23 protein-coding genes are annotated in these 22,362 nt (G+C 69.5%); 11 read left to right on the top strand and 12 right to left on the bottom strand.

What is annotated here, in order from left to right; translation table 11 throughout:
* Positions 1 to 191: 191 nt before the first annotated feature.
* The gene (locus EAS64_RS42095) at positions 192 to 503 is read right to left on the bottom strand and encodes a hypothetical protein (RefSeq protein WP_145862327.1); all 312 of its coding nucleotides are present in this window, start codon (positions 501 to 503) and stop codon (positions 192 to 194) included.
* A gap of 180 nt (positions 504 to 683) precedes the next feature.
* Between EAS64_RS42095 and gnd the strand changes: the two genes are divergently transcribed.
* On the top strand, positions 684 to 2,120 hold the full coding sequence (gene gnd, locus EAS64_RS42100) for an NADP-dependent phosphogluconate dehydrogenase (RefSeq protein ID WP_145862328.1): 1,437 nt from the start codon (positions 684 to 686) through the stop codon (positions 2,118 to 2,120).
* Between the two features lie 125 nt (positions 2,121 to 2,245).
* A complete protein-coding gene (locus EAS64_RS42105) occupies positions 2,246 to 2,470 on the top strand; it encodes a DUF6458 family protein (protein ID WP_145862329.1) in 225 nt (74 codons plus the stop codon).
* 75 nt (positions 2,471 to 2,545) lie between these two features.
* On the opposite strand, the gene EAS64_RS42110 is transcribed toward EAS64_RS42105, so the two are convergent.
* The 5 genes from EAS64_RS42110 to EAS64_RS42130 all read right to left on the bottom strand — a co-directional run bounded on the left by EAS64_RS42110 (position 2,546) and on the right by EAS64_RS42130 (position 6,710).
* On the bottom strand, positions 2,546 to 3,217 hold the full coding sequence (locus EAS64_RS42110) for a GAP family protein (RefSeq protein WP_145862330.1): 672 nt from the start codon (positions 3,215 to 3,217) through the stop codon (positions 2,546 to 2,548).
* Between the two features lie 58 nt (positions 3,218 to 3,275).
* Positions 3,276 to 3,767: a DUF1269 domain-containing protein gene (locus EAS64_RS42115; protein ID WP_145862331.1), complete on the bottom strand. Its 492-nt coding sequence runs from the start codon at positions 3,765 to 3,767 to the stop codon at positions 3,276 to 3,278.
* Positions 3,768 to 3,899: 132 nt separating this feature from the next.
* A complete protein-coding gene (locus EAS64_RS42120; RefSeq protein ID WP_145862332.1) occupies positions 3,900 to 4,121 on the bottom strand; it encodes a DUF8691 family protein in 222 nt (73 codons plus the stop codon).
* A complete protein-coding gene (locus EAS64_RS42125; protein ID WP_145862333.1) occupies positions 4,118 to 4,360 on the bottom strand; it encodes a DUF8691 family protein in 243 nt (80 codons plus the stop codon). The genes EAS64_RS42120 and EAS64_RS42125 overlap by 4 nt, the downstream gene beginning before the upstream one ends.
* Before the next feature lie 94 nt (positions 4,361 to 4,454).
* The gene (locus tag EAS64_RS42130) at positions 4,455 to 6,710 is read right to left on the bottom strand and encodes a winged helix-turn-helix domain-containing protein (RefSeq protein ID WP_439333645.1); all 2,256 of its coding nucleotides are present in this window, start codon (positions 6,708 to 6,710) and stop codon (positions 4,455 to 4,457) included.
* A gap of 610 nt (positions 6,711 to 7,320) precedes the next feature.
* Here EAS64_RS42130 and EAS64_RS42135 point away from each other — a divergent pair.
* From EAS64_RS42135 to EAS64_RS42165, 7 genes are all read left to right on the top strand, one after another.
* Entirely contained in the window at positions 7,321 to 7,854 is a 534-nt protein-coding gene (locus EAS64_RS42135) for a DUF7144 family membrane protein (RefSeq protein WP_222850027.1), read from the top strand.
* A 49-nt stretch (positions 7,855 to 7,903) separates the two neighbouring features.
* A complete protein-coding gene (locus EAS64_RS42140) occupies positions 7,904 to 10,261 on the top strand; it encodes an arylsulfatase (RefSeq protein WP_145862335.1) in 2,358 nt (785 codons plus the stop codon).
* 3 nt (positions 10,262 to 10,264) lie between these two features.
* Positions 10,265 to 11,275, top strand: coding sequence for a formylglycine-generating enzyme family protein (locus EAS64_RS42145; RefSeq protein WP_246116148.1), 1,011 nt, complete (start codon positions 10,265 to 10,267; stop codon positions 11,273 to 11,275).
* A 54-nt stretch (positions 11,276 to 11,329) separates the two neighbouring features.
* Positions 11,330 to 11,854: a gamma carbonic anhydrase family protein gene (locus tag EAS64_RS42150; RefSeq protein ID WP_145862336.1), complete on the top strand. Its 525-nt coding sequence runs from the start codon at positions 11,330 to 11,332 to the stop codon at positions 11,852 to 11,854.
* Positions 11,855 to 11,913: 59 nt separating this feature from the next.
* The gene (locus EAS64_RS42155) at positions 11,914 to 12,741 is read left to right on the top strand and encodes an LLM class F420-dependent oxidoreductase (RefSeq protein WP_145862337.1); all 828 of its coding nucleotides are present in this window, start codon (positions 11,914 to 11,916) and stop codon (positions 12,739 to 12,741) included.
* A 25-nt stretch (positions 12,742 to 12,766) separates the two neighbouring features.
* Positions 12,767 to 13,141, top strand: a complete 375-nt coding sequence (locus tag EAS64_RS42160) for a hypothetical protein (RefSeq protein ID WP_145862338.1) — start codon at positions 12,767 to 12,769, stop codon at positions 13,139 to 13,141.
* Between the two features lie 333 nt (positions 13,142 to 13,474).
* Entirely contained in the window at positions 13,475 to 13,747 is a 273-nt protein-coding gene (locus tag EAS64_RS42165) for a hypothetical protein (RefSeq protein ID WP_145862339.1), read from the top strand.
* 382 nt (positions 13,748 to 14,129) lie between these two features.
* On the opposite strand, the gene EAS64_RS42170 is transcribed toward EAS64_RS42165, so the two are convergent.
* From EAS64_RS42170 to EAS64_RS42190, 5 genes are all read right to left on the bottom strand, one after another.
* On the bottom strand, positions 14,130 to 14,861 hold the full coding sequence (locus EAS64_RS42170) for a branched-chain amino acid ABC transporter ATP-binding protein (protein ID WP_187366562.1): 732 nt from the start codon (positions 14,859 to 14,861) through the stop codon (positions 14,130 to 14,132).
* 4 nt (positions 14,862 to 14,865) lie between these two features.
* Positions 14,866 to 16,737 (bottom strand): branched-chain amino acid ABC transporter ATP-binding protein/permease, encoded by a 1,872-nt coding sequence (locus tag EAS64_RS42175; protein WP_145862341.1) that lies wholly within the window; start codon positions 16,735 to 16,737, stop codon positions 14,866 to 14,868.
* Positions 16,734 to 17,600, bottom strand: a complete 867-nt coding sequence (locus EAS64_RS42180) for a branched-chain amino acid ABC transporter permease (RefSeq protein WP_145862342.1) — start codon at positions 17,598 to 17,600, stop codon at positions 16,734 to 16,736. The genes EAS64_RS42175 and EAS64_RS42180 overlap by 4 nt, the downstream gene beginning before the upstream one ends.
* Positions 17,597 to 18,781, bottom strand: coding sequence for an ABC transporter substrate-binding protein (locus EAS64_RS42185; RefSeq protein WP_187366563.1), 1,185 nt, complete (start codon positions 18,779 to 18,781; stop codon positions 17,597 to 17,599). Before EAS64_RS42185 ends, EAS64_RS42180 begins: the two co-directional genes overlap by 4 nt.
* A gap of 440 nt (positions 18,782 to 19,221) precedes the next feature.
* Positions 19,222 to 19,395, bottom strand: coding sequence for a hypothetical protein (locus tag EAS64_RS42190; protein WP_246116149.1), 174 nt, complete (start codon positions 19,393 to 19,395; stop codon positions 19,222 to 19,224).
* A gap of 256 nt (positions 19,396 to 19,651) precedes the next feature.
* Between EAS64_RS42190 and EAS64_RS42195 the strand changes: the two genes are divergently transcribed.
* The gene (locus EAS64_RS42195; RefSeq protein WP_145862344.1) at positions 19,652 to 20,386 is read left to right on the top strand and encodes a GntR family transcriptional regulator; all 735 of its coding nucleotides are present in this window, start codon (positions 19,652 to 19,654) and stop codon (positions 20,384 to 20,386) included.
* Positions 20,387 to 20,394: 8 nt separating this feature from the next.
* Here the strand turns inward: EAS64_RS42195 and EAS64_RS42200 are convergent, their stop codons facing one another.
* Positions 20,395 to 21,369: an amidohydrolase family protein gene (locus EAS64_RS42200; protein WP_145862345.1), complete on the bottom strand. Its 975-nt coding sequence runs from the start codon at positions 21,367 to 21,369 to the stop codon at positions 20,395 to 20,397.
* A 129-nt stretch (positions 21,370 to 21,498) separates the two neighbouring features.
* On the opposite strand from EAS64_RS42200, the gene EAS64_RS42205 reads away from it, so the two are divergent.
* On the top strand, positions 21,499 to 22,362 hold the full coding sequence (locus tag EAS64_RS42205; RefSeq protein WP_145862346.1) for a fumarylacetoacetate hydrolase family protein: 864 nt from the start codon (positions 21,499 to 21,501) through the stop codon (positions 22,360 to 22,362).

The raw sequence follows: 22,362 nt of genomic DNA on the forward strand, positions 1-22,362 counted from the left end.
TGCCGCAGGCCTCATCATTCCCGCCGTTGTTGTAGACGCCCGATCGTCCCGCTTGGAGTACACCCGGAATGGGCGAACGGCGGCACATGAGGGGATCCGGTGGCCGGACCGTAACGGCACGGACCCGTTCGGGATGATGATCTTTAGTCTTTTTCCCGAACGGGTTCGTGGCTTCGTCTTCCGGCTCAGGCTCAGCGCGGCTTGAGGGTGGTCACCGCGAGCGAGGTCGGGTCGATGGCGTCGCTCATGTGCACCGTGCCCGCCTTGATGCCCTCGTTCATGGCCGCGAACACCGCGGCGGGATCGACGCTCGTCTCGTAGATCGCGGCGTAGACCGCCTTGGCAGCGGGATCGGGCGAGACGACCTTGAACCGGCGCCCGCTGATCACCCCGGGCAGCGCGCTGAACTCGGCCAGGTGAACGTCGTCGTACCAGGAGTTGTACTCGTCTTCCCGGCCATCGACCGGGCTCGTGTGAACGATCAGGGTGTACTCGTGGCTCATAGTGACCTCCTCGTCAGCTCGCCAGCAGCACTAGCTCAACCCCGCTAGGGCGCTGGCATCACAGCGCTATCGCTACCCGGAATCCGCGGCCCGCGCAACCCCGCATCCCGGCTTCATGATCGAATGGGTGCGCGCGTTCGGCAACCACCATCCCGGCGGGGACAAGGAGACGAGTACGAGATGACCAACCAGGCGGCAGCGCAGATCGGCGTGACGGGACTTGGTGTGATGGGCCGCAACCTGGCCCGCAACTTCGCCAGGCACGGTTACCCCACGGCGCTGCACAACAGGACGACGGCCAGGACCGACGCGATCATGGCGGAATTCGGCCACGAGGGCACGTTCGTGCCCTCGCACACCGCGCAGGAGTTCGTCGCCAGCCTGGAGCGGCCGCGCCGCCTGGTCATCATGGTCAACGCGGGCGCGGCGACCGACGCGGTGATCGAAGAGTTCGCGCCGCTGCTCGAGCCCGGCGACATGATCATCGACGGCGGCAACGCGCACTTCGCGGACACCAGGCGCCGCGAGGCCGCGCTGCGCGAGTCCGGCCTGCATTTCGTCGGCATGGGCGTGTCGGGCGGCGAGGAGGGCGCGCTGAACGGGCCGTCCATCATGCCCGGCGGCTCCGCGGAGTCCTACGCGGCGCTCGGCCCGATGCTCGAGACGATCTCCGCGAAGGTGGACGGGGTGCCGTGCGCGACGCACGTCGGGCCCGACGGCGCCGGGCATTTCGTGAAGATGGTGCATAACGGCATCGAATACGCCGACATGCAGCTCATCGCCGAGGCCTACGACCTGCTCCGCTACGCCGGCGGGTATTCACCCGCGCAGATCGCAGACATCTTCCGCACCTGGAATTCCGGCAGGCTCGACTCCTACCTGATCGAGATCACCGCCGAGGTGCTCGCGCACACCGACGCGAAGACCGGGCGCCCCTTCGTCGACGTGGTGGCCGACGCGGCCGAGCAGAAGGGCACCGGCCGCTGGACCGTGCAGATCGCGCTCGACCTCGGCACGCCGGTCAGCGGCATTGCGGAGGCCGTGTTCGCCCGGTCGCTGTCCGGGCATGGGGACCTGCGTGCCGCCGCGCGCGACCTCGCCGGGCCGTCGCGTGAGGCGGTGGCCGACCCCGACTCGTTCGCGGACAAGGTCGAGCAGGCGCTGTACGCGTCGAAGATCGTCTCCTACGCCCAGGGCTGGAACATGATCGCCGCGGGCAGCGAGGAATACGGCTGGGACATCGACCTCGGGCAGATGGCGGTCATCTGGCGCGGCGGCTGCATCATTCGCGCCAAGTTCCTCGACCGGATCCGCTCCGCGTACGAGAGCAACCCGCAGCTGCCGACGCTGCTCGCCGACCCGGACTTCGCCGCGGAGGTCACCGCGGCGCAGAACGCGTGGCGGGACGTGGTCGCCACCGCGGTGGGCAGCGGCATTCCCGTGCCCGGGTTCTCCGCGGCGCTCGCCTACTACGACGCGCTGCGCGCGGACCGGCTGCCGGCGGCGCTCATCCAGGGGCTACGCGACTTCTTCGGCGCGCACACATACCGGCGGACCGACGCCGACGGCAGCTACCACACGCTGTGGGCTGAAGACCGCAGCGAAGTCAGTCGCTAGTTGTCGCTAATCCCGGCGGACGGCAGCTCTTACCCGGTAGCGAAACAGGCTGTTCACCCCCGACGGACGAGGAAAAGCGGTCGCCTGGCTGTGCACGATGGGGCAGCGAAGGGAGTTGGCCGACTATGAGCATTGGCGTAAGCGCTTTCCTCATCATCGCGGGCGCGATCTTGCGGTTCGCCGTCACCTGGTCGCCCGATCACGTCGACCTGCAGGTGATCGGGGTGATCCTGATGATCGCCGGCGCCGTGGGACTGATCGCGTCGACCGTGGTCCTGGCGATGCGGCGCCGCAACCAGCGCTCCGCAGAGGTCTACGAGGAGCGGCACTACATCCAGCCTCCGCCCTGAGGGGTGTGCCTGACCTGAGGCTGTGTGCCTGACCTGAGGCTGTGTGCCTGACCTGAGGCTGTATACGGCGCGGACTCAGAAGACTCCGGCCAGGCCGAGCGCGCCGTTGACGACGAGGGCGAGCCCGGCGATCGCCAGGGCGGCGGCGCCCAGCGCCCTGCCCTGCGCGCGCAGCCAGCCGTTGATCGCCTTCAGCCTGCCCGTCGTCGCGTCGGGCGCGACGAGGTAGGCGAGCAGCGGCAGCCAGGCGGCCACGGCGCTCAGCGCGATGACGATCAGGATTCCGGTGAGGGTCACCAGGACGCCGGTGTTAGCCGTCGCTATCACCTGCACCGCGGCGAGGAAGGTCACCGACGGCGCGAAGAGGATGAGGCCGGCCGCGAAGGCGGCGCGCGGTGTTGTCTTCTCGACAAGCCGGCCCACCACGCCGCCGCCTGCTGGCTGGTCCGGTTCCGCAGGCTCCGGTCGGCCCCGGTACCTGACCACGATCGCCGAGGCGAGCGCGAGCACACCGAGGCCGAGCCGCAGCCCGTAGAGCGGGTTGTGATTGATCGAGAGGTTCAGCCCGACCGCCCGCAGGATGAACAGGCTGGCGACGGCCGCCGTGACGGTCATCACGATGGCGCCGACAGTGAAGCTCGTCGCGATGCTGCGCGGGCTTTCCGAGCCGAGGAAGACCGCCATCACCAGGAGCGTTGTCGGGGAGATGGAGGCCAGGAGGGCGAAGCCCGCCGCCTCGGCGATCACCGCGCCGCCGTCCCTGACGCCACCGCCGACCGGCGCGAGCGCCGCCGCCAGCCGGAGCTTAGTCTTCTGACTCGAAGGCCATCCGCAGCCGCTGCTCCTGCTCGGCCGACAGGTTGGTGCTGATCAGCTCGGCGTCGGTGGCGGTGAACTCTTCCTTGACCCGGTCGAAGACCGCGTCCGAGCTGAGCAGGAAGAGTGCCGAGGTGCCCGGGGTCACCTTGTCCCTGACCGAGCGGATGAACGAGTCGCTGATGCCCACGTCGGTCAGCGAGCCCGCCAGCGCCCCGGCCGCGGCGCCGATCGCGAGACCGAGCAGCGGTACGAAGAAGATGAGGCCGAACAGCATGCCCCAGAAGCCGCCGCCCAGCGCGCCGGCGGCCTTGGTGTCGTGCATCTGACGTGTCTTAGGCTTGTTCTTGCCTGCCTCCCAGCTGACCACGGCGGCGTCTTGCACCACGATCAGCTGCTGTTCCTGGAGTGCCTTGAGCCGCTCCAGGGCGTCTTCGGCACCGAAGGGCGTGCCGAACTTCCAGACGGTCAGTGAGGCCATGTCATCTCCGCTCCGTGGGGTCCGGCGCGCGCCGGATCCAGTCTGCATACGACGCCACCATCGGCCGGCACCCCCGCCGCGGGAATCACCCGCGGCGGGTGAATTCAGCGTCGGGCGGGGCGCCGTCGACCATTACGCCAGGCCGTCCCCGGCCGTGGGCAGCTGACGGACGTCGACGAGCTCAAGGCCGAGCGCCTGCACCCTGCCGAGCATCGCGTGCAGGCCGCGCTGGTCCAGGGCGCCGGACAGTACAGTGCTCACCGGCTCCACGTCCATGCCCATGTCGGAGAAGGCCTCCTGCGCGGCGGGACCAATCGAGCCAACCACTCTGATCTCGTAGTGGTGCGTGCTCACCGGGACTCCTTCCGCCGGTCTCGCGAGGGAATCCGGGCGGAACCGTGGATACGCCGGGCCTCGAGCAGGTCAAGCCCGAGCGACCTGATGCGATCGAGCAGACCGTGCAGGGCCGCCTGATCGAACTCGCCTGCGATGATGGTGACCGCACCGCGAGTCGACACGTCGAGCCCGGCAAGCGCCCGGCCGGCCGCCTCATCGAGCCGGCCAGCCACGCAGATCTCATAGCGTGGCGGCACAAGACCGTCCTCCGGATTCGTTCCTTGGCTGTTGCCTTCGATCTTGGCAAGCCGAACGCTCCCCCGCGTCACTCGCAGCGGGTGAAGAACGAATTCAGATGAGCTCGAGTTCGCGTGCCCGCAGCACCGCTTCCCTGCGGCGGCTGGCGGGGAGCTTGCGGTAGATGGCGGCGAGGTGGGTCTTGACCGTGTTCACCGACAGGCACAGCTCGTCGGCGATCTCCACCGTCGACATCGTGGTGGCGAGCAGGCGAAGCACGGTCAGCTCCCGCTGGGTGAGCGGATCCGGCAGCTCGCGCGGTATCCGCTGGGCCGGGACGGCCGCCAGGGCGTCGTCCGCCATGGCGACGGGCCACTGCGCCCCGACGTCGGGATGGCGCGCGAGCAGCGCGGTGAAGGTGTCCCCCGCCTTGAGGAACGGCAGGATGATCTCGCCGCGGCCCACGTCGAGGGCGCGGATCAGGATCTCGAGCGCGCGCCCCTCGTCCCCCGCCAGCTGCGCGATCTGCGCGTCGCAGAGCATCGCGTCGAGCAGGGCGAGGCGTCCGGTCTGGGCGCTCGGCGAGGTCAGCACGCTGCGAACGCAGTCACGGGCGCCGCGGGCGTCGTTCGACGCGAGGCTTGCCCGTGCCGCCGCCGGGGAGGTGAGTACGGCGAACTCGGTGCCACGGTAGGCGTCGAGCCGCGCGAGCGCCGAGCGTGGCCTGCCGCTCGCGGTGTCCAGGTCGGCGAGCAGGATGTCACGGTGCGCGCGCAGCACCGGCGGCAGCACGCGCTCGGCCTGCTGATGCAGGACCGCCCGCGCCTCATCCTCGCGGCGATGCGCGAACAGGCCCCCGGCCAGCACGAGTGCGAATGCCGCCTCCAGGGCGGGATCGGCGCCGACCGCACCGGGCAGCGCGATCCGCTGCGTGGCCGTCTCTCCGCCGCCGAGGTCGCCCGCGACCAAGGCGCGCACCCCGGTCGCGAGGTCGAGCAGCGGCGGTACGCCGAGGCCCCGGCCCTTGCGCAGCGCGTGCGCGGCCTGCACCCCGGTCTCGGCCCGGTTGGTCCGCGCCCAGAAGCTGTCGACAAAGGCCGTCATGCTGAGCACCTCGAGCTCGAGCACGTCGGGGCCGTCCCGGCGAACCTCGGCGAGCGCCTGGTCGAGCAGCGCACCGACGTCCTCGTGCCTGCCGTGCCAGAAATGCGTGGCGGCCTGAGTGAGCAGCACCGCAGCGCGCAGGCCTTGGATGTGCCGCGGCCCGCTCTGCGGGGCGTCGAGTATCCGGGCCGCCGCGGCATCCACGGCAGCGACGTCGCAGGCTTTCTGACCGAGGATGAGTTCCGCCAGGTCGCAGCTGACAAGCAGTTCCTGGTCCGCGACCTGATGCGCGGACCGCCAGGCACGCAGCCGGTCAAGTTCCGCCGCCGCTCCCTCCGGCGGCACCGAGACCGACTCGGCGGCGAAGGCGGCGACGGACGGCTCGGCCGACTCCGACGCCGGGATCAGCTCGCGCAGCCGCAGCCCGGACATGTCCTGCCGGTGCGCGAACGCATAGCCAAGCCCGCCCCTGGCGAACAGGCTGGCCACCCGCGTCCGGTCCCCGGCCTGCACCGCCCAGTAGACGGCCGACCCGAGGTCGCCCTCGGCCTCGAACCAGGCGGCCGCCCGCTCCTTGAGCAGCCGCACGTCGCTCCCCTCGCGGCGCTGCAGCAGGTAGCGGAGGATCTCGCGGAACATCTGGTGGTAGCGGTAGCGGGTCTGCGTCGGGTCGAGCGGGAAGACAAAGGCGTTGTCGCGCGCCAGGCCGGTGAGCATCTCGCCGCAGCCGGCCAGGCCGGTGACGGCGTCCGCGAGCGGCCCGGTCACCTCGTCGAGGAAGCTCGTCTCTATCAGCAGCCGCCGGTGGTCTTCCGGCAGCCGCTGCACCACCTCGTCGACCAGGTACTCGCCGATGCTGCCCGCGTCGAGCGCGAGCTGGACCACGAAGTCGGCGGGGCGCTCGGTGCCCTGCATCCGCATCGCGGACAGGCGCACCCCCGCGGCCCACCCCTCGGTGCGCGCCACCAGCAAGTCGAAATCCGGCTCGGGGATCGCCACCCCGTGCACGGCGAGCACCTTGCCGATCTCCTCATGCGTCATGGCCAGGTCGGCCGCCCGCAGCTCGGCGAGCTGGCCGGCCAGCCGGTAGCGATGCAAGGGCAGTAGCGGGTCGCTGCGCGCCGCGAGCACCAGGCGCAGTCCGGGATTCCAGCCCTTGACGAACCGGTCGAGGCCGTCGAGCACGTCGGGGTGGGTGAGCACGTGAGCATCGTCGATGACCACGACCAGCGGGTCCGTCTCGTCGGTCACCTGGCTGAACAGCATGCGCACCGGGTCGAACGCGGAATCGGCCGCAGGCTCGAACGCCTGGCCACGGTCTTGCTCGTCGCCGGCCGGCAGCGCGGACTCAAGCAGGCGCCAGAAGCGCTCAGGCTCGGCGTCGGCCCGTCGCGGCGTGACCCAGGTGACCCGGCCCTTCAGGTTCTTCACCCACTCGGCGAGCAGCACTGTCTTGCCGGCACCGGGGCCGGCGCACAGCAGCGTGATGGGCGCGTCGGCCGCGCGGTCGAGGGCGGCTAGCAGCCGGGGGCGGGGAACATGCCTCGGCGGGAGAGGCGGCACGGTAGCGAATTGATAACTGACCGTAGTCGTCATTTCGCGCGCTCCCCCTTCCCCGCGCCCCCGCAGCGCACCGGCTGCGTCTTATTAAGTCACTGACCGTCACTGTAACTCTTGCTTCAGGAGAGGCTTAAGTGACCCCGTCCGCCGCCAAACCGGGCCCCCCGAACCGGTGCTCCAGCAGCTTTACTCCCCGTTAGGGTTCCCCGTTTCCCGCCAATCCACGCCGATCACCCCGCCAGGGTGAGGATCGGCGCGAGCGAAGCTGATTACGCTCAGTGTCGACGTAGACCCAATTCGTGGAGGGATACTGCCCATGAGCAGCGCCCAGGATCAACCGCCAAGGGAGGTCAGGGCAGGCGCCCAGGAGGCTTCGCGGCCGCAGGAATCCGCGGGCATGCAGGAGTCGGCACGGGCGTCGGTGCCGCGTCCCGCTCCGCACTACGAGGGCCGGCCGGCACACGCCGCCGAGCCGAGCCCCGCGCAGAAGGGGGTGACGTTCGCCGCTGCCGTGCTCCTGATGGTTGCCGGAGTCTTCAACTTCTTCGAGGGGCTCGCCGCGGTCATCAGGGGCTCGTTCTTCGTCGTGCTGCCCAACTACGCCTACAACATCTCGGTGACCGGCTGGGGATGGTTCCACCTCATCCTCGGCGTGGTCGCTTTCCTCACCGGCTGCTACCTGTTCGTCGACTCGCCGATCGCCCGGGTGGTCGGTGTCATCATCGCCTCGGTCAGCGCGATCGTGAACTTCCTGTACATCCCGTATTACCCGGTCTGGTCGGTCGTCCTCATCGCGATCGACGCGGTGGTCATCTGGGCGCTGGCCAGCCCGCGGCGCGGCTGGAACTGACGAGCCTGGCCGCCCAATCTGGAGCTGCCGACAACCGCTGAGGAGCGAGATGGCGAAGCCATTCAAGGGGACGATCAACATAGACATCCGGGATTCCGACCCGGACTGGACGCCATTCGAGCCACCGGTCGCCCCCTACGGGTCGCCCAACGTGCTGTACATCGTCCTGGACGACGTGGGCTTTTCCGCACTGGACTGCTACGGCGGCCCGATCGAGACGCCGAACATCGACAGGATCGCGAACAGCGGCGTGCGCTACACGCAGTGGCACACCACCGCGCTGTGCTCGCCCACCAGGTCCTGCCTGCTCACCGGCCGCAACCACACCCGCAACAGCATGGCCTGCATCACCGAGGCCGCGATCGGCTTCCCGAACGGCAGCGGCACCATCCCGTCCGAGAACGGCATGCTGTCGGAGATCCTGGTCGAGCGGGGCTGGAACACCTACCTGACCGGCAAGTGGCACCTGTGCCCGGAGGCGGAGATGAACGTCGCCTCGCCGCGGCGTAACTGGCCAAGCGGGCGCGGGTTCGAGCGCTTCTACGGGTTCCTCGGCGCCGAGACCAACCAGTGGTATCCGGACCTGGTCTACGACAACCACCCGGTCGACCAGCCTCGGCTGCCGCAGCAGGGCTACCACCTGACCGACGACCTGACCGACAAGGCGCTCGAGTTCATCAAGGATGCCAAGGTGCTGGCACCGGACAAGCCGTTCTTCCTCTACTACGCGCCCGGCGCCTGCCACGCGCCGCATCAAGCGCCGAAGCAGTGGATCGACAAGTACCGCGGCCGGTTCGACATGGGCTACGAGGCGATGCGGGAGCAGACCCTGGCCCGGCAGAAGGAAATGGGCATCGTGCCGACGGACACCGAGATGCCGCCGGTCAACCCGCTTGGCACGATCGAGTCGCACACCGACCCGGCCAAGCAGATGAACGAGTTCGACACCACCCGGCCCTGGGACACGCTCTCTGATGAGGAAAAACGCCTGTTCAGCCGGATGGCCGAGGTCTACGCCGGGTTCCTGGCACACGCCGACCACCACATCGGGCTGCTGCTGGACTACCTGGAGGAGACCGGGCAGCTCGACAACACCATGATCCTGCTGGTATCGGACAACGGCGCCTCCGGCGAGGGCGGCCCCAACGGCTCGGTCAACGAGAACAAGATGGCCAACGGCATCATGGACGACATCACCGAGAACCTGGCCAAGCTGGACGACCTGGGCGGCACCAGGACCTACAACCACTACCCGACCGGCTGGGCGATGGCGTTCAACACGCCGTTCAAGATGTGGAAGCGCTACGAGTTCAACGGCGGCACCGCCGACCCGTGCATCATCGCCTGGCCCAAGGGCATCAAGGCCCGCGGCCAGATCAGGCACCAGTACCACCACGCCATCGACCTGGTTCCGACCATCCTCGACGTGCTCGACGTGGACATGCCGACCGAGATCAAGGGCTACACGCAGTCGCCCATGGACGGCGTGAGCATGCGCTACAGCTTCGACGACGCCAGCGCCAAGACCACCAGGCGCACTCAGTTCTACTCGATGCTCGGCTCGCGCAGCATCTGGCACGACGGCTGGAAGGCGGTCACCACCCACATCGGCGCGATGGGCTGGGGGGACTACGCCAACGACACCTGGGAGCTGTACAACACCGAGAACGACCGCTCAGAGTGCCGCAACCTGGCCGAGCAGGAGCCCGGGCGGCTCCGCGACCTGGTCAACCTGTGGTACGTGCAGGCGGGGGCGAACAACGCACTGCCGCTTGACGACCGGGGCCCGGTGGAAATCCTCACCACCCCGCGCCCGCAGCTGTCGGCGCCGCGTGACAACTACACCTACTACCCCGGCACTGCCGAGGTGCCCGAGGGGCAGGCGGTCAACGTCCGCAACCGCTCCTACTCGATCGGAGCGCTGGTGGACATCCCAGGCCCGGGGGCGAAGGGAGTGCTGTTCGCGCACGGCTCGCGGTTCGGCGGGCACGCGCTCTACGTCAAGGACGGCCGGCTGCACTACGTCTACAACTTCGTCGGCAGCACCGAGCAGCACGTCACCGCCGACCGGGACATCCCGGCCGGGGACAACCTGATCCTGTCGGCCTCGTTCGACAAGGACGGCGAGGACCCGCCAGGCACTGCCCGGGGAACCCTGTCGCTGTACCACGGCGATGAGAAGGTGGGTGAGGGCCGGATCAAGACCCAGCCGGGAAAGTTCTCCATCGGCGGCGAGGGCCTGTGCGTGGGTCGTGACAGCGGCGAGGCGGTGACCGACGATTACCCGGGCGACGCCTCACCATGGCCGTTCGCCGGCGGCAGCATCCGCAAGGTGATCGTCAACGTCAGCGGCAAGCCGTACGTGGACCTCGAGCGCGAGGCCGTCGCGATGATGTCCAGGGAGTAGCCCGTGGGGGACACGTCAACGCCCTCCGTGCGGCCGGTGCCGGACGGCGGGCGGACGCCTGCGGGGGTACCGCGGCCGAAGAACATGCGCTGGGTGCCCGGCGGCGGGACCTTCCTGATGGGGTCGGCCGACTTCTACCCGGAGGAAAGCCCGGTGCGCACGGTCGCGGTCGACGGCTTCTGGCTCGATGAGCATCCGGTCACCGTCGCGGAGTTTCGCAGGTTCGTGCGGGAGACCGGGTACGTGACCGTCGCGGAACGGCCGCTGGATCCCGCGCAGTACCCGGACGCGGACCGGGCACTGCTCGTCCCCGGATCGCTGGTGTTCTACCCAACCCGCGGGCCTGTCGACCTGCGCGACGTCTCGCGCTGGTGGCGGTACACCCCGGGTGCCAGCTGGCGCCACCCACGCGGGCCAGGAAGCACGCTGCACGGCCTCGACAGGCACCCGGTCACCCACGTGGCAGCGGCGGACGCCGACGCCTATGCGGCCTGGGCGGGCAAGGAACTGCCGACCGAGGCCGAGTGGGAGTTCGCCGCCCGCGGCGGCCTCGAGGGAGCCGTCTTCACCTGGGGCGACGAGATGGTGCCGGCCGGACGGGTGATGGCCAACACCTGGCAGGGTGAGTTCCCGTGGCAGGACCTCAAGCCGCCGCACAAGCGCGGCACGTCGCCGGTGGCGAGCTTCCCGCCGAACGGCTACGGGCTTTACGACATGGCGGGGAACGTGTGGGAGTGGACGAGCGACTACTTCGCAGTACCGTCCAAGCAGGGGCCGGCCGCGCCGCACGGCTGCTGTGCGCCGCCGAACCCCAGGGTCGGCTGCGCCGACGACAGCACGGTGCCGGGCGAGCCAGGCGGCCACATTCCGCGCCGCGTCATCAAGGGCGGCTCGCACCTGTGCGCACCGAACTACTGCCTGCGCTACCGGCCCGCCGCCCGGCAGGGCGAGGCGGTCGACACCTCGACCGCGCACCTGGGGTTCCGCTGCGTGCTGCGCGTACCGCCGGGCTGATCACACGGGCGACCCGCGTCATCGGGCCCTTACCACGACGTGCATCATGGCCTGATGCCGCTTTTCTCCTTCGAGGGGCACGAGCCCGTCGTCAGCCCAGGCGCCTGGATCGCCCCGACCGCCACGCTCGTCGGCGACGTGCGCGTGGAAGAGGAAGCCTCGATCTGGTACGGCGCGGTGATCCGCGCCGACTTCGGGCCGATCATCATCCGGCGGGGTGCCAACATCCAGGACGGCTCCGTGCTGCATGGCGGCGGCCACCCGTCCTGCGAGATCGGCGAGGGCGCGACCATCGGACACCTGTGCGTCGTCCACGGTGCGAGGGTCGGAGCCGAGGCCTTGATCGGGAACGGCTCAACCGTTCTGGATGATGCTGTCATCGGCAGCCGTGCGCTAGTCGCGGCGGGTGCCACGGTGCCGCCTGGCATGCGCATTCCCGACGGCATGCTGGCGGCGGGCGTGCCCGCCCGGGTCGTCGGCGAGCTTACCGCGGGCGCGAGGACGTGGGTGGAGAGCAACCCGAGCATCTACCGCGACCTGGCGAAACGGCACGCGGCTTCGGTCCGTCCGGTGCCGTAGGTTCTTGGTGTCCGCGGGCGCTGGCGTCCGGCTGGGGCGGGTGGGCCAGAATGAGAGCCATGGAATTCGGCGTAGCGATCTTCCCGACGCACGACGCGATCCGGCCCGGCGACGTCGCCCGGCTGACCGAGGACCGGGGTCATGAGTCCCTGTTCTTCCCCGAGCACACACACATCCCCGTGGCGCACACGCCCTATCCGGGCGGAGAGCCGTTGCCGCACCGGTACGTGCACACCTTCGACCTGTTCGTCGCGGTGACCGCGGCGGTGTGCGCGACGTCGCGGCTGCGCGTCGGATCGGGCGTGTGCCTGCTGATCCAGCGCGACCCGATCACCACCGCGAAGGAGGTGGCCAGCGTCGACTACCTGTCGGGCGGCCGCTTCGAGTTCGGCGTCGGCGCGGGGTGGAACCGGGAGGAGATGGCCAACCACGGCACAGACCCGCGCACCCGGATGGCGCTGCTGCGCGAGCGCGTCGAGGCGATGAAGGCCATCTGGACCTCGGACGAGGCGTCCTACTCAGGCGAGTTCGTCCGGTTCGGCCCTCTCTGGTCCTGGCCGAAGCCGGCGCAGCGGCCGCATCCGCCGGTCATCGTCGGCGGCGAGGGGCCGACCGTGCTCGACCGGGTGCTCGCGTTCGGCGACGCGTGGATGCCGAACTACCAGCCTTCCGGGATACTCTCGCGCGCCGCTGAACTGCGTTCACGGGCCGAACGTCGTGTGTCCCTGCAGGTCATGGGGATTCCTGCCGATCCCAAGGCGTTCGAAGAGTACGCGGCGGCGGGGTTCGACCGGGTGGTGCACTGGCTCCCTTCCGCGGGCCGCGGGGTAGTCGAACGGGCCCTTGACGGGTACGAGGCCGCGATCGCGGAGTTCACCGGCGGGTGAGCGGGGTTGCGTTTAGGCTGAGCACATGCCGGCTCCTCTGGCCATTCTGGTCGCCTGGGTAGGGCAACAGCTGCTCTCAGAAGCCGAGGCGGCAGGCTGGAGCCGCATCAAGGCGTTGATTGTCGGCGATCCCCAGGTGAAGGAAATCGCGGAGGCACTCAAGCGGTCAATCGATGAAACCGTGGACATTGTCGCCAAGGACGGGTCAGCTCCTGGTCTTCGCGAAGGGATTTTCAATGCCTTCACGCAATACCAGTTGCATGGCAAGTCCGCAGCCCACGGAACCATCACCCAGCTGGAGTTCCTCGCACCTGGCATCAGCCTTGAGCTTCGATCAGGACAAGGACCGACTCCATGCTCGGGCCACAGCCATTTACGAGACGCTGAAGCTCATCCATAACGACTATCTGCTAGCGTTCGCCGAAGCCACGGGATCGGCAAAGTCGGATAAACGGGCGTCTATAGCGGGATGACGTCGAGGATCAGGTGCGGTCGCGGCTGAATGCCTGGAGGGTGCGGGCGATCTGGGTGATCCCGGCGAGGCGGAGCAGGCTGATGGCGATGTTGCGGAGGGTGGCCATGACCTGGGGTCCGTCTCCGGCGTAGCCGGTGCTGTGGTCCTCGCGGTAGGCGGTGTCGCGGATCCAGTGGACGGCCTCGATCGCCCACTGCCCGCGGGCGAGCGCGGCCAGGCCTCCGGGGTCGCGCGCTTTGCGTCGAGGCTGGTGGCGGCGTGGACGATCTCCTTGGCGATCGTGGCCCCGTCGATGTCGAGGGTGTCGCGTCGGATGCGTATGACCTGGGCTGCGTGCGGGAAGTCGATGCTCTCGCCCGCGGCGGCCCACAGGGAGCGGCGGACGGTGCGGCCGTGCGAGCGGTCAGTGCCGCAGTGGTCCGGGGCGGCGGCATCGCATTCTGCCTGGATCTTGTCGAAGATGGCGCGCTGGAGTCCCGGGGTGTTGCCCTTGACGATTATCTTGAGCTTGTGCGTCAGTCAGGGCTGTGACCTGCGGCGTCCCGTCGTGGACAGTGTCGCCGACGGGACGCTCGCGGCCTGACCACGGCTGTTTCACTCCTCTGGATCGTTACCTGTTCGGGTCCGGGCTGACCGCTGGTCGCCGAGTGCACGGGCGAGCTGGCGGCGGAGCCGTGCGTTCTCGCCGGCGAGTTGCTTATTGCGGTCGAGGGCGGTGGTGAGCCTGGCCCGCAGCGACGCGTCGGTGGCCCGCTGTCCTGCGGGGATGGCGCCGGCGGAGCCGGCGCCATCCGTGCTTTTCCTCAGTCTGCGGATCTGGCCGCTGATGTCGGGCTGGGTATAGAGCCACGACCGCGAGACTCCCGCTACCTACCCTTCCCGCGGGATCGCCGGCACCGTCCCGCGATACCTTTCAGTGGGCCACGGCGCCACCGAGGAAGGACTCGACGAACGCCGGGCTGGCTGCGAGCTCGCCCGGGGTGCCCTCCATCTTGACCTCCCCGCCTGCCAGCACGTAGGTCCGGTCGGAGATCGCCAGGACCGCCCTGGCCCGCTGCTCGACGATCAGCACCGAGGCGCCGCCTTGCGCGAGGCCGCGGACGTGCTCTTCGAGCAGCGTGCGGGCGATGGCCGGCGCGAGGTTCGCGGTCGGCTCGTCCAGCAGGAACACGGCCGGCTCAAGCATCAGCACCCGGCCCATGGCCAGCATCTTCCGCTCGCCGCCACTCAGCTTGCCCGCGTGCCTGGTTAGCATCGCGCCGAGCCGCGGGAAGATCACGACCACCTGCTCGATCCGGTCCCGCACCTCCTTGGGCCGCAGCAGGTAGCCGCCCATCTCCAGGTTTTCCCTGACGGTCAGCGGCCCGAACACGTCATCCACCTGCGGCACGTAGCCGACCCCGGCCCTGGCGATGTCTTCCGGCGGCCGGCCGGTCACGTCGGCCTCGCCGATGGTGACGGTGCCCGCGCTGACGCGCACGACGCCGACCAGGCTCCTGAGCAGGGTGCTCTTTCCCGAGCCGTTGGCGCCGACCAGCGACACCACCTCGCCAGGCTCCGCGCGCACCGTGACTCCGCGGATCACCGGGTCGCCGCCGTAGCCGGCGGTCACCCCGGTCGCCCGCAGCTGCAATCCATGGGACACGCGCTCAGCCGACAAGGTATGCCTCCACGACCTCGGTCCGGCTCCGCAGCTCGGCCATGGTTCCCTCGGCCAGCACAGCGCCCTCCGCCATAACTATCACCGGATCGCAGAAGTCGTCCATGATGGCCAGCTCGTGCTCGACCATGAGCACGGTCAGCCCGTCGGCGCACAGCGCGGCGAGCTCGGTACCGATCCGCCGGGCCAGGTTCGGGTGGACCCCCGCCATCGGCTCGTCGAGCAGCAGCACCCGCGGCTCGGTCATCAGCGCGCGCATGATCTCCACAAGCCTGCGCTGGCCGCCGCTGAGATTCCCGGCGTAGCTGTTGGCTTCCCCGTCGAGGCCGAACCGGGTAAGCAGGGCCTGCGCCCGGGCGATCGCCGCCGCCTCGTCGCCGCGCCAGTACCGGGGCCCGGCCAGCGCGCCGCGGAAGGAGTCACCGCGGTTGCCCGGCACCGCCGACAGCAGGTTCTCCATCACGGTCAGCTGCTTGAACTCGCTGGCGTTCTGGAAGGTGCGGACCAGGCCCAGGCGGGCGCGGCGGTATGCGGGCAGCCGGGTGACGTCCTGGCCCTGGCAGAGGATCCGCCCCGAGGAGACCGGAAGCGTTCCGGCCAGCATTGCCAGGAGGGTCGACTTGCCCGCCCCGTTGGGGCCGATCAGCCCGGTCAGGGTACCGCGCCGGAGCGCGAACGAGACCCCGGTGACGGCCCGGACCCCCCCGAACTCGCGGGCCACGTCGGTGGCCTGCAGCACGATCTCCCGGTCCGCCGCGGGACCGGCCATCCCCGCGGCGGACGGGCTGGCCGCCTGGCGGGCGTCGGACGTGCTGGCCGCCAGGGGGGCGACGGCCGGTCCGGCTCCTGGTAGCCCGCCGGGCGGCCGCGCGGGCTCACCCGGCCACGGGCCGGCGGGCGCGAGCGCCGGGGCCGGGATCACCCGCTTGCGCTCCGGCAGGATCCCCTGCGGCCGGACCCAGAGGAACACCACGATCAGCAGCCCGATGACCACCCACTCCAGCGAGGGGATCAGGTAAGGCGGGAGGCTGCTGGAGGCCGGGATGTACCGGGTGACCTCCCCGAACCCGACCGGCACCAGCACGGCGCCTAGGATCGCGCCGAAGTGGTTGCCGGCCCCGCCGATGATCACCGCGGCGAACAGCACCACGGTCTCGGCGTAGCCCCACGCTGCAGGCGACCAGGTGCTTATGTAAGAGACCAGGATGCCGCCGCTGAGCCCGGCGATGGCCCCGCCGGTCACCAGCATCGCCGTCCGCAGCGAGAGCAGGTTCTTGCCCAGGGAGCCGGCCACTATGTCGTTGTCCCGCATGGCGCGCAGCGAGCGGCCGTACGGGGACTCGGTGATCCGGCGGACGAACAGCCAGACCAGCGCGGTTAGGACGATCGCGCCCGCCGTGAAGGCCCACTGGTAGCCGGACGACTGCGAGCCGACGTCGGCCCGCAGCGGCGCGGGGATCAGCGAGAGCCCGGCGTCCCCGTTCAGCAGCGGGCGATAGTTCGTGACAAGGAGGTTCAGCAGGACCGCGGTGACCAGCAGGCCGACGGCGGCGAAGTCGCCGCGGAGCCTGCGGCCGACCAGGAACGTGAACGGCAGCGCGATCAGCCCGCCGACCACGGCCGCGCCGATCCAAGGGAGCGGGAACGGCAGGTTCCAGCCGCCGATGTAGGACTGGAACCCCCCGTTGGCCGACTGGTCCGGCAGGGACATGATCGCGGCGGCGTAGCCGCCGGCCGCCTGGAAGATGATGAAGCCGAAGTTGCTCACGCCGGCGACGCCGAACTGCTGGTTCAGGCCGAGACACGCCATCGCGTCGACCGCGGCGTAGATGAGCAGGTTGATGAGGTAGTAGGAGCTCATGCGCGGGCCCCAAGCAGTCCGGTCGGGCGCACGCCCATCATCAGGAGCAGCGCCAGGAATGAGATCACGTACTTGTAGTCGGGTGTGAGGTAGGCCGCGCTGATCTCGGTGGCCAGGCCGATGACCACCGCGCCCAGCATGGCGCCGTAGGCCTGGCCTGGTCCGCCGAGGAACACAGCCGCGAGGATCAGGATGAGGAACAGGTCGGTGGCGGTGGCGCCGAAGCTGCCCGCGTCCATCGCGAAGACCACCCCGGCCAGCCCGCACAGCGCCCCGGTGACGGCCCAGGTGACGGTGATCACCCGGGCCGTCCTGATCCCGCAGTTGCGGGCCAGCGTCTTGTTGGCCGCCGTCGCCCGCATCGCCTTGCCGAGCCGGGTGTAGCGCAGCAGCACGTGCGTCCCGGCCATGACAAGCACGCTCAGCCCGATGACGGCCAGCTGCACCGTGGAGAGCACCAGCCCGCCTGCGCTCACGGTCGGCCCACCGCTCATCCTGTAGGAGACGCCGGTCCCGCCGGCGAAGGCCTGCACGCCGAACTCGATGATCAAGCCCATGCCGAGCGAGACGATCACCATCGTGATCGGCGACGTGCCGCGGCGCTGGAACGGCGCGTACACGCCGGCGTTGAGCAGCACCGACCCGGCCGAGCAGGCCGCTACCGCGACAACCAGCCCGATCCAGACGGACAGGCCCAGCTGGTTGATCACGTAGGCGATGAACGCGCCGGCGATCATGACGGCCCCGTAGGCCAGGTTCAGCACGTCTGTGACGCCGAACTGCAGGGTGAACCCGACCGCGGCGATCGCCAGGACGGACGCGGTCACCAGCCCGAAGCCGAGCGAGGCCAGGAAGATAGTCATCCGGACAGCGCTCGCAGCTGCGCGTTCGTCAAGTTGCCGACGACGTTCACCTGGCCGTTCGGGCTGAAGGTGTCCACCTGGAAGAGGCCGGTCGAGTCGTGGAAGCTGTCGAAGCTCGTCGGCCCGCCGGGACCCTCATACTTGATCGCGTGGCCCGCCTTCAGGCTGGCGGTGCAGTCGGCGAACGCGTAGCACACCGTCGCGCCGGGAACGCCGTCCCCGATCTTGATGATGTCCGGCCCGTACACGCTCGGGCTGGTGCTGCCGGACATGACCATCGCGAGGGCGGCCAGGTTGATCCCGTCGTAGAGGTGAACCCCGCCCGGCGCGCTCAGGAAGGCGGTGATGTTGCCCTTGGCGCCGGGGATCTGGTTCTGCTCGGTGAGCAGTATCCGGGAGAACGCCTGGTACGCCGGGCCGCTGGACTCCACGACCAGGTTGTCCGCGTGGAAGTTGGCCGCGAACGTGGACGCCCCCACTGCCGCGGCGGACGACTTGAAGAACGCGGGCGAGATGGCGGCGGACGTGCCGATGACCGGGATCATCTTGCCGCCGTTGAACTGCGAGATCTCCGAGAACAGGGTCGGATCGGCCGTCCCGAACGCCTCGGTCATGATCGCGTCCGGATGGGACTGGATGATCGCCTCGGCCTCGGTGCGGAACGTGTTCGCCTTGAGGTCCAGCGTCTGGACGGTGGTCAGGACGATCCCGGCCTTCTTCAGCGCCGTGATCGCGGGCTGGACGAAGGTCTGCGAGCCGATGTCATTGCCGAACGCTAGGGCGATCCGCTTGTAGTTCAGTTTCTGCGCGATCGCCACCATCGCGTAGGACTCCTCCAGGTCCGGGGGGACCAGGCGGTAGAAGTACGGGAAGGGGACTTTGTCGAACTCGGACTGGCCGGTCATGCAGAACATGGCCATCTTGCGGCCGTTGATGATCGGCACGACTGACGCGGCCTCGTCCGAGGTGCAGCCGATGACCAGCGCCAGGTTGGGGGTCGTGGCGAACATCTGGTTTACCGCGGGCACCGCGTCGGCGGGGTCGCCGCGGGTGTCGGCGCTCTTGCAGGTGAGCTTATGCCCGAGGACGCCGCCCGCACTGTTGATGGCCAGGGTCGCGCCGTCGCAGACGCCGAAAAAGAACGGGCCGAGCACGGCGTCGGGACCGCTGAATGGGGCCACGTCGGCGATGGTGAGCGCTGATCCCGGGGCCGCGCTGCCGGAACTGCTAGCACTTGGGCTCGTGCTGCCCGAGCTGCTGCATCCTGCCAGTGCGGCCACAACGGCGATGACGACGAGGAGAACCCAGGCGTGCCGACGGCGCCCAGCCCGCCTGAACCCGCTCCCGGCATCCGCCGCGGGTCTGTTCCCGGTTCTACTCCCGCCCGCGGCGCCTGCCACGGGTCCGGTCACGAGGGTCGTGAACTTCATTGTCTCTCCGCGCTTCGTTGTGGGGTTGGTTGCGGTGCGTTGTGGAGTTAGCTGCGATGGTGGGGTTGGCTGCAGAGCCGGCCCGGCTGGGAGCCCGCTCTTCGGTGCGCCGGCTGGACGCCATCTCCAGCCGGCGTGGTCGCCCTCCTCGGCGACAACCCGGGTTGCGATCGCGGCGGTGAGGGTACGGCTCATGCGTCCTTCTCTCCGGCGAAGATGGCGGTGACGGTGCCCAGGACGGCGAACGTGGCCGTGACGGTCTGGCCCGCAGTCACGGGGATGGCGGCGGTCACCGATCCGGGCAGGATGACGTCTCCGGCGCGAAGGACAACGCCGCGCTGCGCGACGGTGTTCGCCAGCCACACCAGAGCGCTGAGCGGGTGGCCGTCCTAGTGGCCGCGGGCTACTCGATCGCCGTGAGGGCGGCGGTCGCTTTGACGTGCATGTGTTTTTCAGATGAGTGTGTAAAGGATCATCCGGACTGTCAAGGATTATTCGGTCTAAAATCGATTTCAACAGTGATGCTCGTCGCTGTATATCATGATCGCCAGCCCTCCCGTCCAGGCGAGTGCCGAGCTGGACTAGGGTCTGGGCAAGGGGCTTTCTAGCCGAGGAGATCTGATGCGTGAGCCCGTTGCACCCGCCCGCACCCTGAGCGGGGCCGTTTACGCCGAGATCCGCTCGGACATCCTGGCCGGGCGGTACACCCCGGGCTCAAAGCTGAGCCCCCGGGTGATCGCAACGCAGTCGAAGGTGAGCCTGTCTGTCGTCCGGGAGGCGCTCACCCGGCTCACCGAACAGGGCCTCGTCATCTCTGAGCCGCAGCTCGGGTTCTCCGTGGTCGGCCTGGACATCGACGACGTGCGCGACCTCTCACGGGTCAGGATCCTCATCGAGGGCGCGGCGCTGAAAGACGCGGTCCTCAATGCGGACGTCGAGTACGAAGCTGGCATCGTGGCAAGCCACCACCGGATGGTCAGGAATGCCCCCGCGGTGGACGACGGGACCGAGAGAGTCACCGATGAATGGGCCCGTGCTCACGCCGAGTTCCACCGCGCGCTGATCAGCGCGTGCCCCAGCCCGCGGCTGCGTGATCTCGCCGACAGCATGCGGGAGACCGCCGAGCTGTACCGGCGCTGGTCGGGCTCGTTCCCCACGCAGCAGGCACCGCGCGACGTGTCGGCCGAGCACCGCGGGCTGATGGACGCCGCTTTGGACCGGGACGCCGAGCTCGCCGCCCGGCTGCTCACCGTCCATATGAACAACACCGCCGCCCTCCTTGAGCGCTACGTCGCGGCCGACCGGACCCAGCCGGACATCGGCCTGGTGACCGACGCGGACGGCGCGGCCAGCTAAGCATCGAGCTAGACCACGACCTCGCGAGCGAGCCGCGGCAGCAGCCGGCGCGCGTTGCCGTGCAGCGTCGCTGCCTTCGCCTCGTCGTCTAGGACGTCCGTGGCGGCGATGACCTCGGCCAGTTGGCGCACCTGGGGCGCCGGAGTGAATGGGTAGTCGCTCCCGTAGACCAGCTGACTGGGGCTAGCCAGCCCGAGCAGCGCCGGCAGCGCGCGCGGCAGTGGCGTGCCGGCCAGGTCGTAGTGCAGCCTGCCGAGGGCGGCGATGAGATCCACCGCAGGCGCGGGCGGGCTGATCCATGAGTAGATCCGGTCCACGCGGTCCGCGAGCGCCGGCAGCGCCGCGCCGGTGTGCGGCACCACCCAGCGGATCGCGGGATAGCGGTCGAGCACGCCGGACAGCGCGAGGTTGATGACCGCCCGCGTGGTATCGAACAGGAACTCCACGACCGGGCGCGGCCGCCCGAAGGAAACAGCCTCCCACCCGCAGGGCGACACCGGGTGGATCGTGACCAGCGCGCTCCTGGCGTCCAGGGCCGCCATGAGCGGGTCGAGGCGCTCATCGCCGAGATACACACCGCGGTAGTGCGTGTGCAGGCCGACGCCGTCCGCGTTCAGTTGCCCGAACGCGTAGTCGATCTCAGCCAGCGCCGCGTCCACGTCGGGCAGCGGCAGGCTCGCAAGCAGGCCGAACCGGTCCGGGTAGGCGGCGACGGCCGACGCCCCGTCCTCGTTCACGGCCCGCGCGAGGGCTGCCCGCTCCGCTGGTGACCCGAGGAAGGCGACGCCGGGCGATGAGATGGACAGCGCCGCGGCGGCGATGCCGACATCGTCCATCATCGAGACCGCCGCCGCGGCGCTCCACTCGGGCAGCGCGGGCATGCCGTCGGGATGGGACTGGCCGTGGGCGAGGGCGCTGGCCCGGTAACGCTCAGGCAGGAAGTGGGCGTGCAGATCGATGGCACGGGGCGTCAGCTGGACCATTGGACGAGAATAACACTGGCTCTAAAATCGATTATGCGTTGACAATCGACTTTTGCTCCGAGCAGCATGGGGAGCACCCTCGCGGACCCACCCGTCGAGGTGTGACGCACCCCGGCGGATGGAGTTCACGTGCGCATCGTCAATGTCAGTGGGCGGCTGGTCCTGGTGGACGCTTCTGGCACCGGCCTCGACGTCGAGAAGGCAAGCGACGGCCGCTTCCCCAGCGACCCGCAGGCGATCTTCGCCCAGTGGGACGAGTTCAGGGACTGGGCGGCCGGCGCGGCCGGGCGGGCGGACTTCGCAGTCGACCCGGCCGAGCTCGGCGCCCCGACGCCCGCCCCGCGCCAGGTCTTCGCCATCGGGCTGAACTACGACGATCACATCAGCGAATCAAAAATGGGACGCCCCGACTCGCCGACGGTATTCACCAAGTTCCCCACCTCCATCACCGGGCCGAACTCCCCGGTCGAGCTGCCAAGCGGCAACGTCGACTGGGAGGTCGAGCTCGTCGTCGCGATCGGCCGCCTCGGGCGCAACGTCGGTGAGGCGGACGCCTGGGATCACGTCGCCGGGCTCACGGTCGGGCAGGACCTGTCCGAGCGGGTCGTCCAGCTGGCCGGCCCGGTCCCCCAGTTCTCGCTCGGAAAGTCCTACCCAGGGTTCGCGCCGCTCGGTCCCGCGCTGGTCACCGTCGACGAATTCGACCATCCGGACGACCTCGAGCTCGGCTGCCGGCTCGGCGACGAGGTCCTCCAGCTCGGCCGGACCCGCGACCTGATCTTCAGCGTCCCCGAGCTGATCGCCCGGCTGTCTGCAGTCTGCCCCTTGCTGCCCGGTGACATCATCTTCACCGGCACGCCGTCGGGCGTCGGCAACGCCCGCAACCCGAAGCGGTTCCTGCCGCCGGGCGGCGTCCTCATCAGCCACATCGAGGGCATCGGCGAGCTGCGCAACGAGATGGTCGCGGGCCCCGGCTACGAGGGCCAGCTCTGA

Source organism: Trebonia kvetii (assembly GCF_007827045.1).
Classification (GTDB): Bacteria; Actinomycetota; Actinomycetes; order Streptosporangiales; family Streptosporangiaceae; genus Trebonia; species Trebonia kvetii.

Bases quoted from the DNA above. Each gene is read 5' to 3' on its own strand.
- EAS64_RS42095 (WP_145862327.1), bottom strand. From the start codon at position 503: ATGAGCCACGAGTACACCCTGATCGTTCACACGAGCCCGGTCGATGGC.
- gnd (WP_145862328.1), top strand. From the start codon at position 684: ATGACCAACCAGGCGGCAGCGCAGATCGGCGTGACGGGACTTGGTGTG.
- EAS64_RS42105 (WP_145862329.1), top strand. From the start codon at position 2,246: ATGAGCATTGGCGTAAGCGCTTTCCTCATCATCGCGGGCGCGATCTTG.
- EAS64_RS42115 (WP_145862331.1), bottom strand. From the start codon at position 3,767: ATGGCCTCACTGACCGTCTGGAAGTTCGGCACGCCCTTCGGTGCCGAA.
- EAS64_RS42130 (WP_439333645.1), bottom strand. From the start codon at position 6,710: ATGCTGTTCAGCCAGGTGACCGACGAGACGGACCCGCTGGTCGTGGTC.
- EAS64_RS42135 (WP_222850027.1), top strand. From the start codon at position 7,321: ATGAGCAGCGCCCAGGATCAACCGCCAAGGGAGGTCAGGGCAGGCGCC.
- EAS64_RS42140 (WP_145862335.1), top strand. From the start codon at position 7,904: ATGGCGAAGCCATTCAAGGGGACGATCAACATAGACATCCGGGATTCC.
- EAS64_RS42150 (WP_145862336.1), top strand. From the start codon at position 11,330: ATGCCGCTTTTCTCCTTCGAGGGGCACGAGCCCGTCGTCAGCCCAGGC.
- EAS64_RS42155 (WP_145862337.1), top strand. From the start codon at position 11,914: ATGGAATTCGGCGTAGCGATCTTCCCGACGCACGACGCGATCCGGCCC.
- EAS64_RS42160 (WP_145862338.1), top strand. From the start codon at position 12,767: ATGCCGGCTCCTCTGGCCATTCTGGTCGCCTGGGTAGGGCAACAGCTG.
- EAS64_RS42175 (WP_145862341.1), bottom strand. From the start codon at position 16,737: ATGAGCTCCTACTACCTCATCAACCTGCTCATCTACGCCGCGGTCGAC.
- EAS64_RS42180 (WP_145862342.1), bottom strand. From the start codon at position 17,600: ATGACTATCTTCCTGGCCTCGCTCGGCTTCGGGCTGGTGACCGCGTCC.
- EAS64_RS42195 (WP_145862344.1), top strand. From the start codon at position 19,652: ATGCGTGAGCCCGTTGCACCCGCCCGCACCCTGAGCGGGGCCGTTTAC.
- EAS64_RS42200 (WP_145862345.1), bottom strand. From the start codon at position 21,369: ATGGTCCAGCTGACGCCCCGTGCCATCGATCTGCACGCCCACTTCCTG.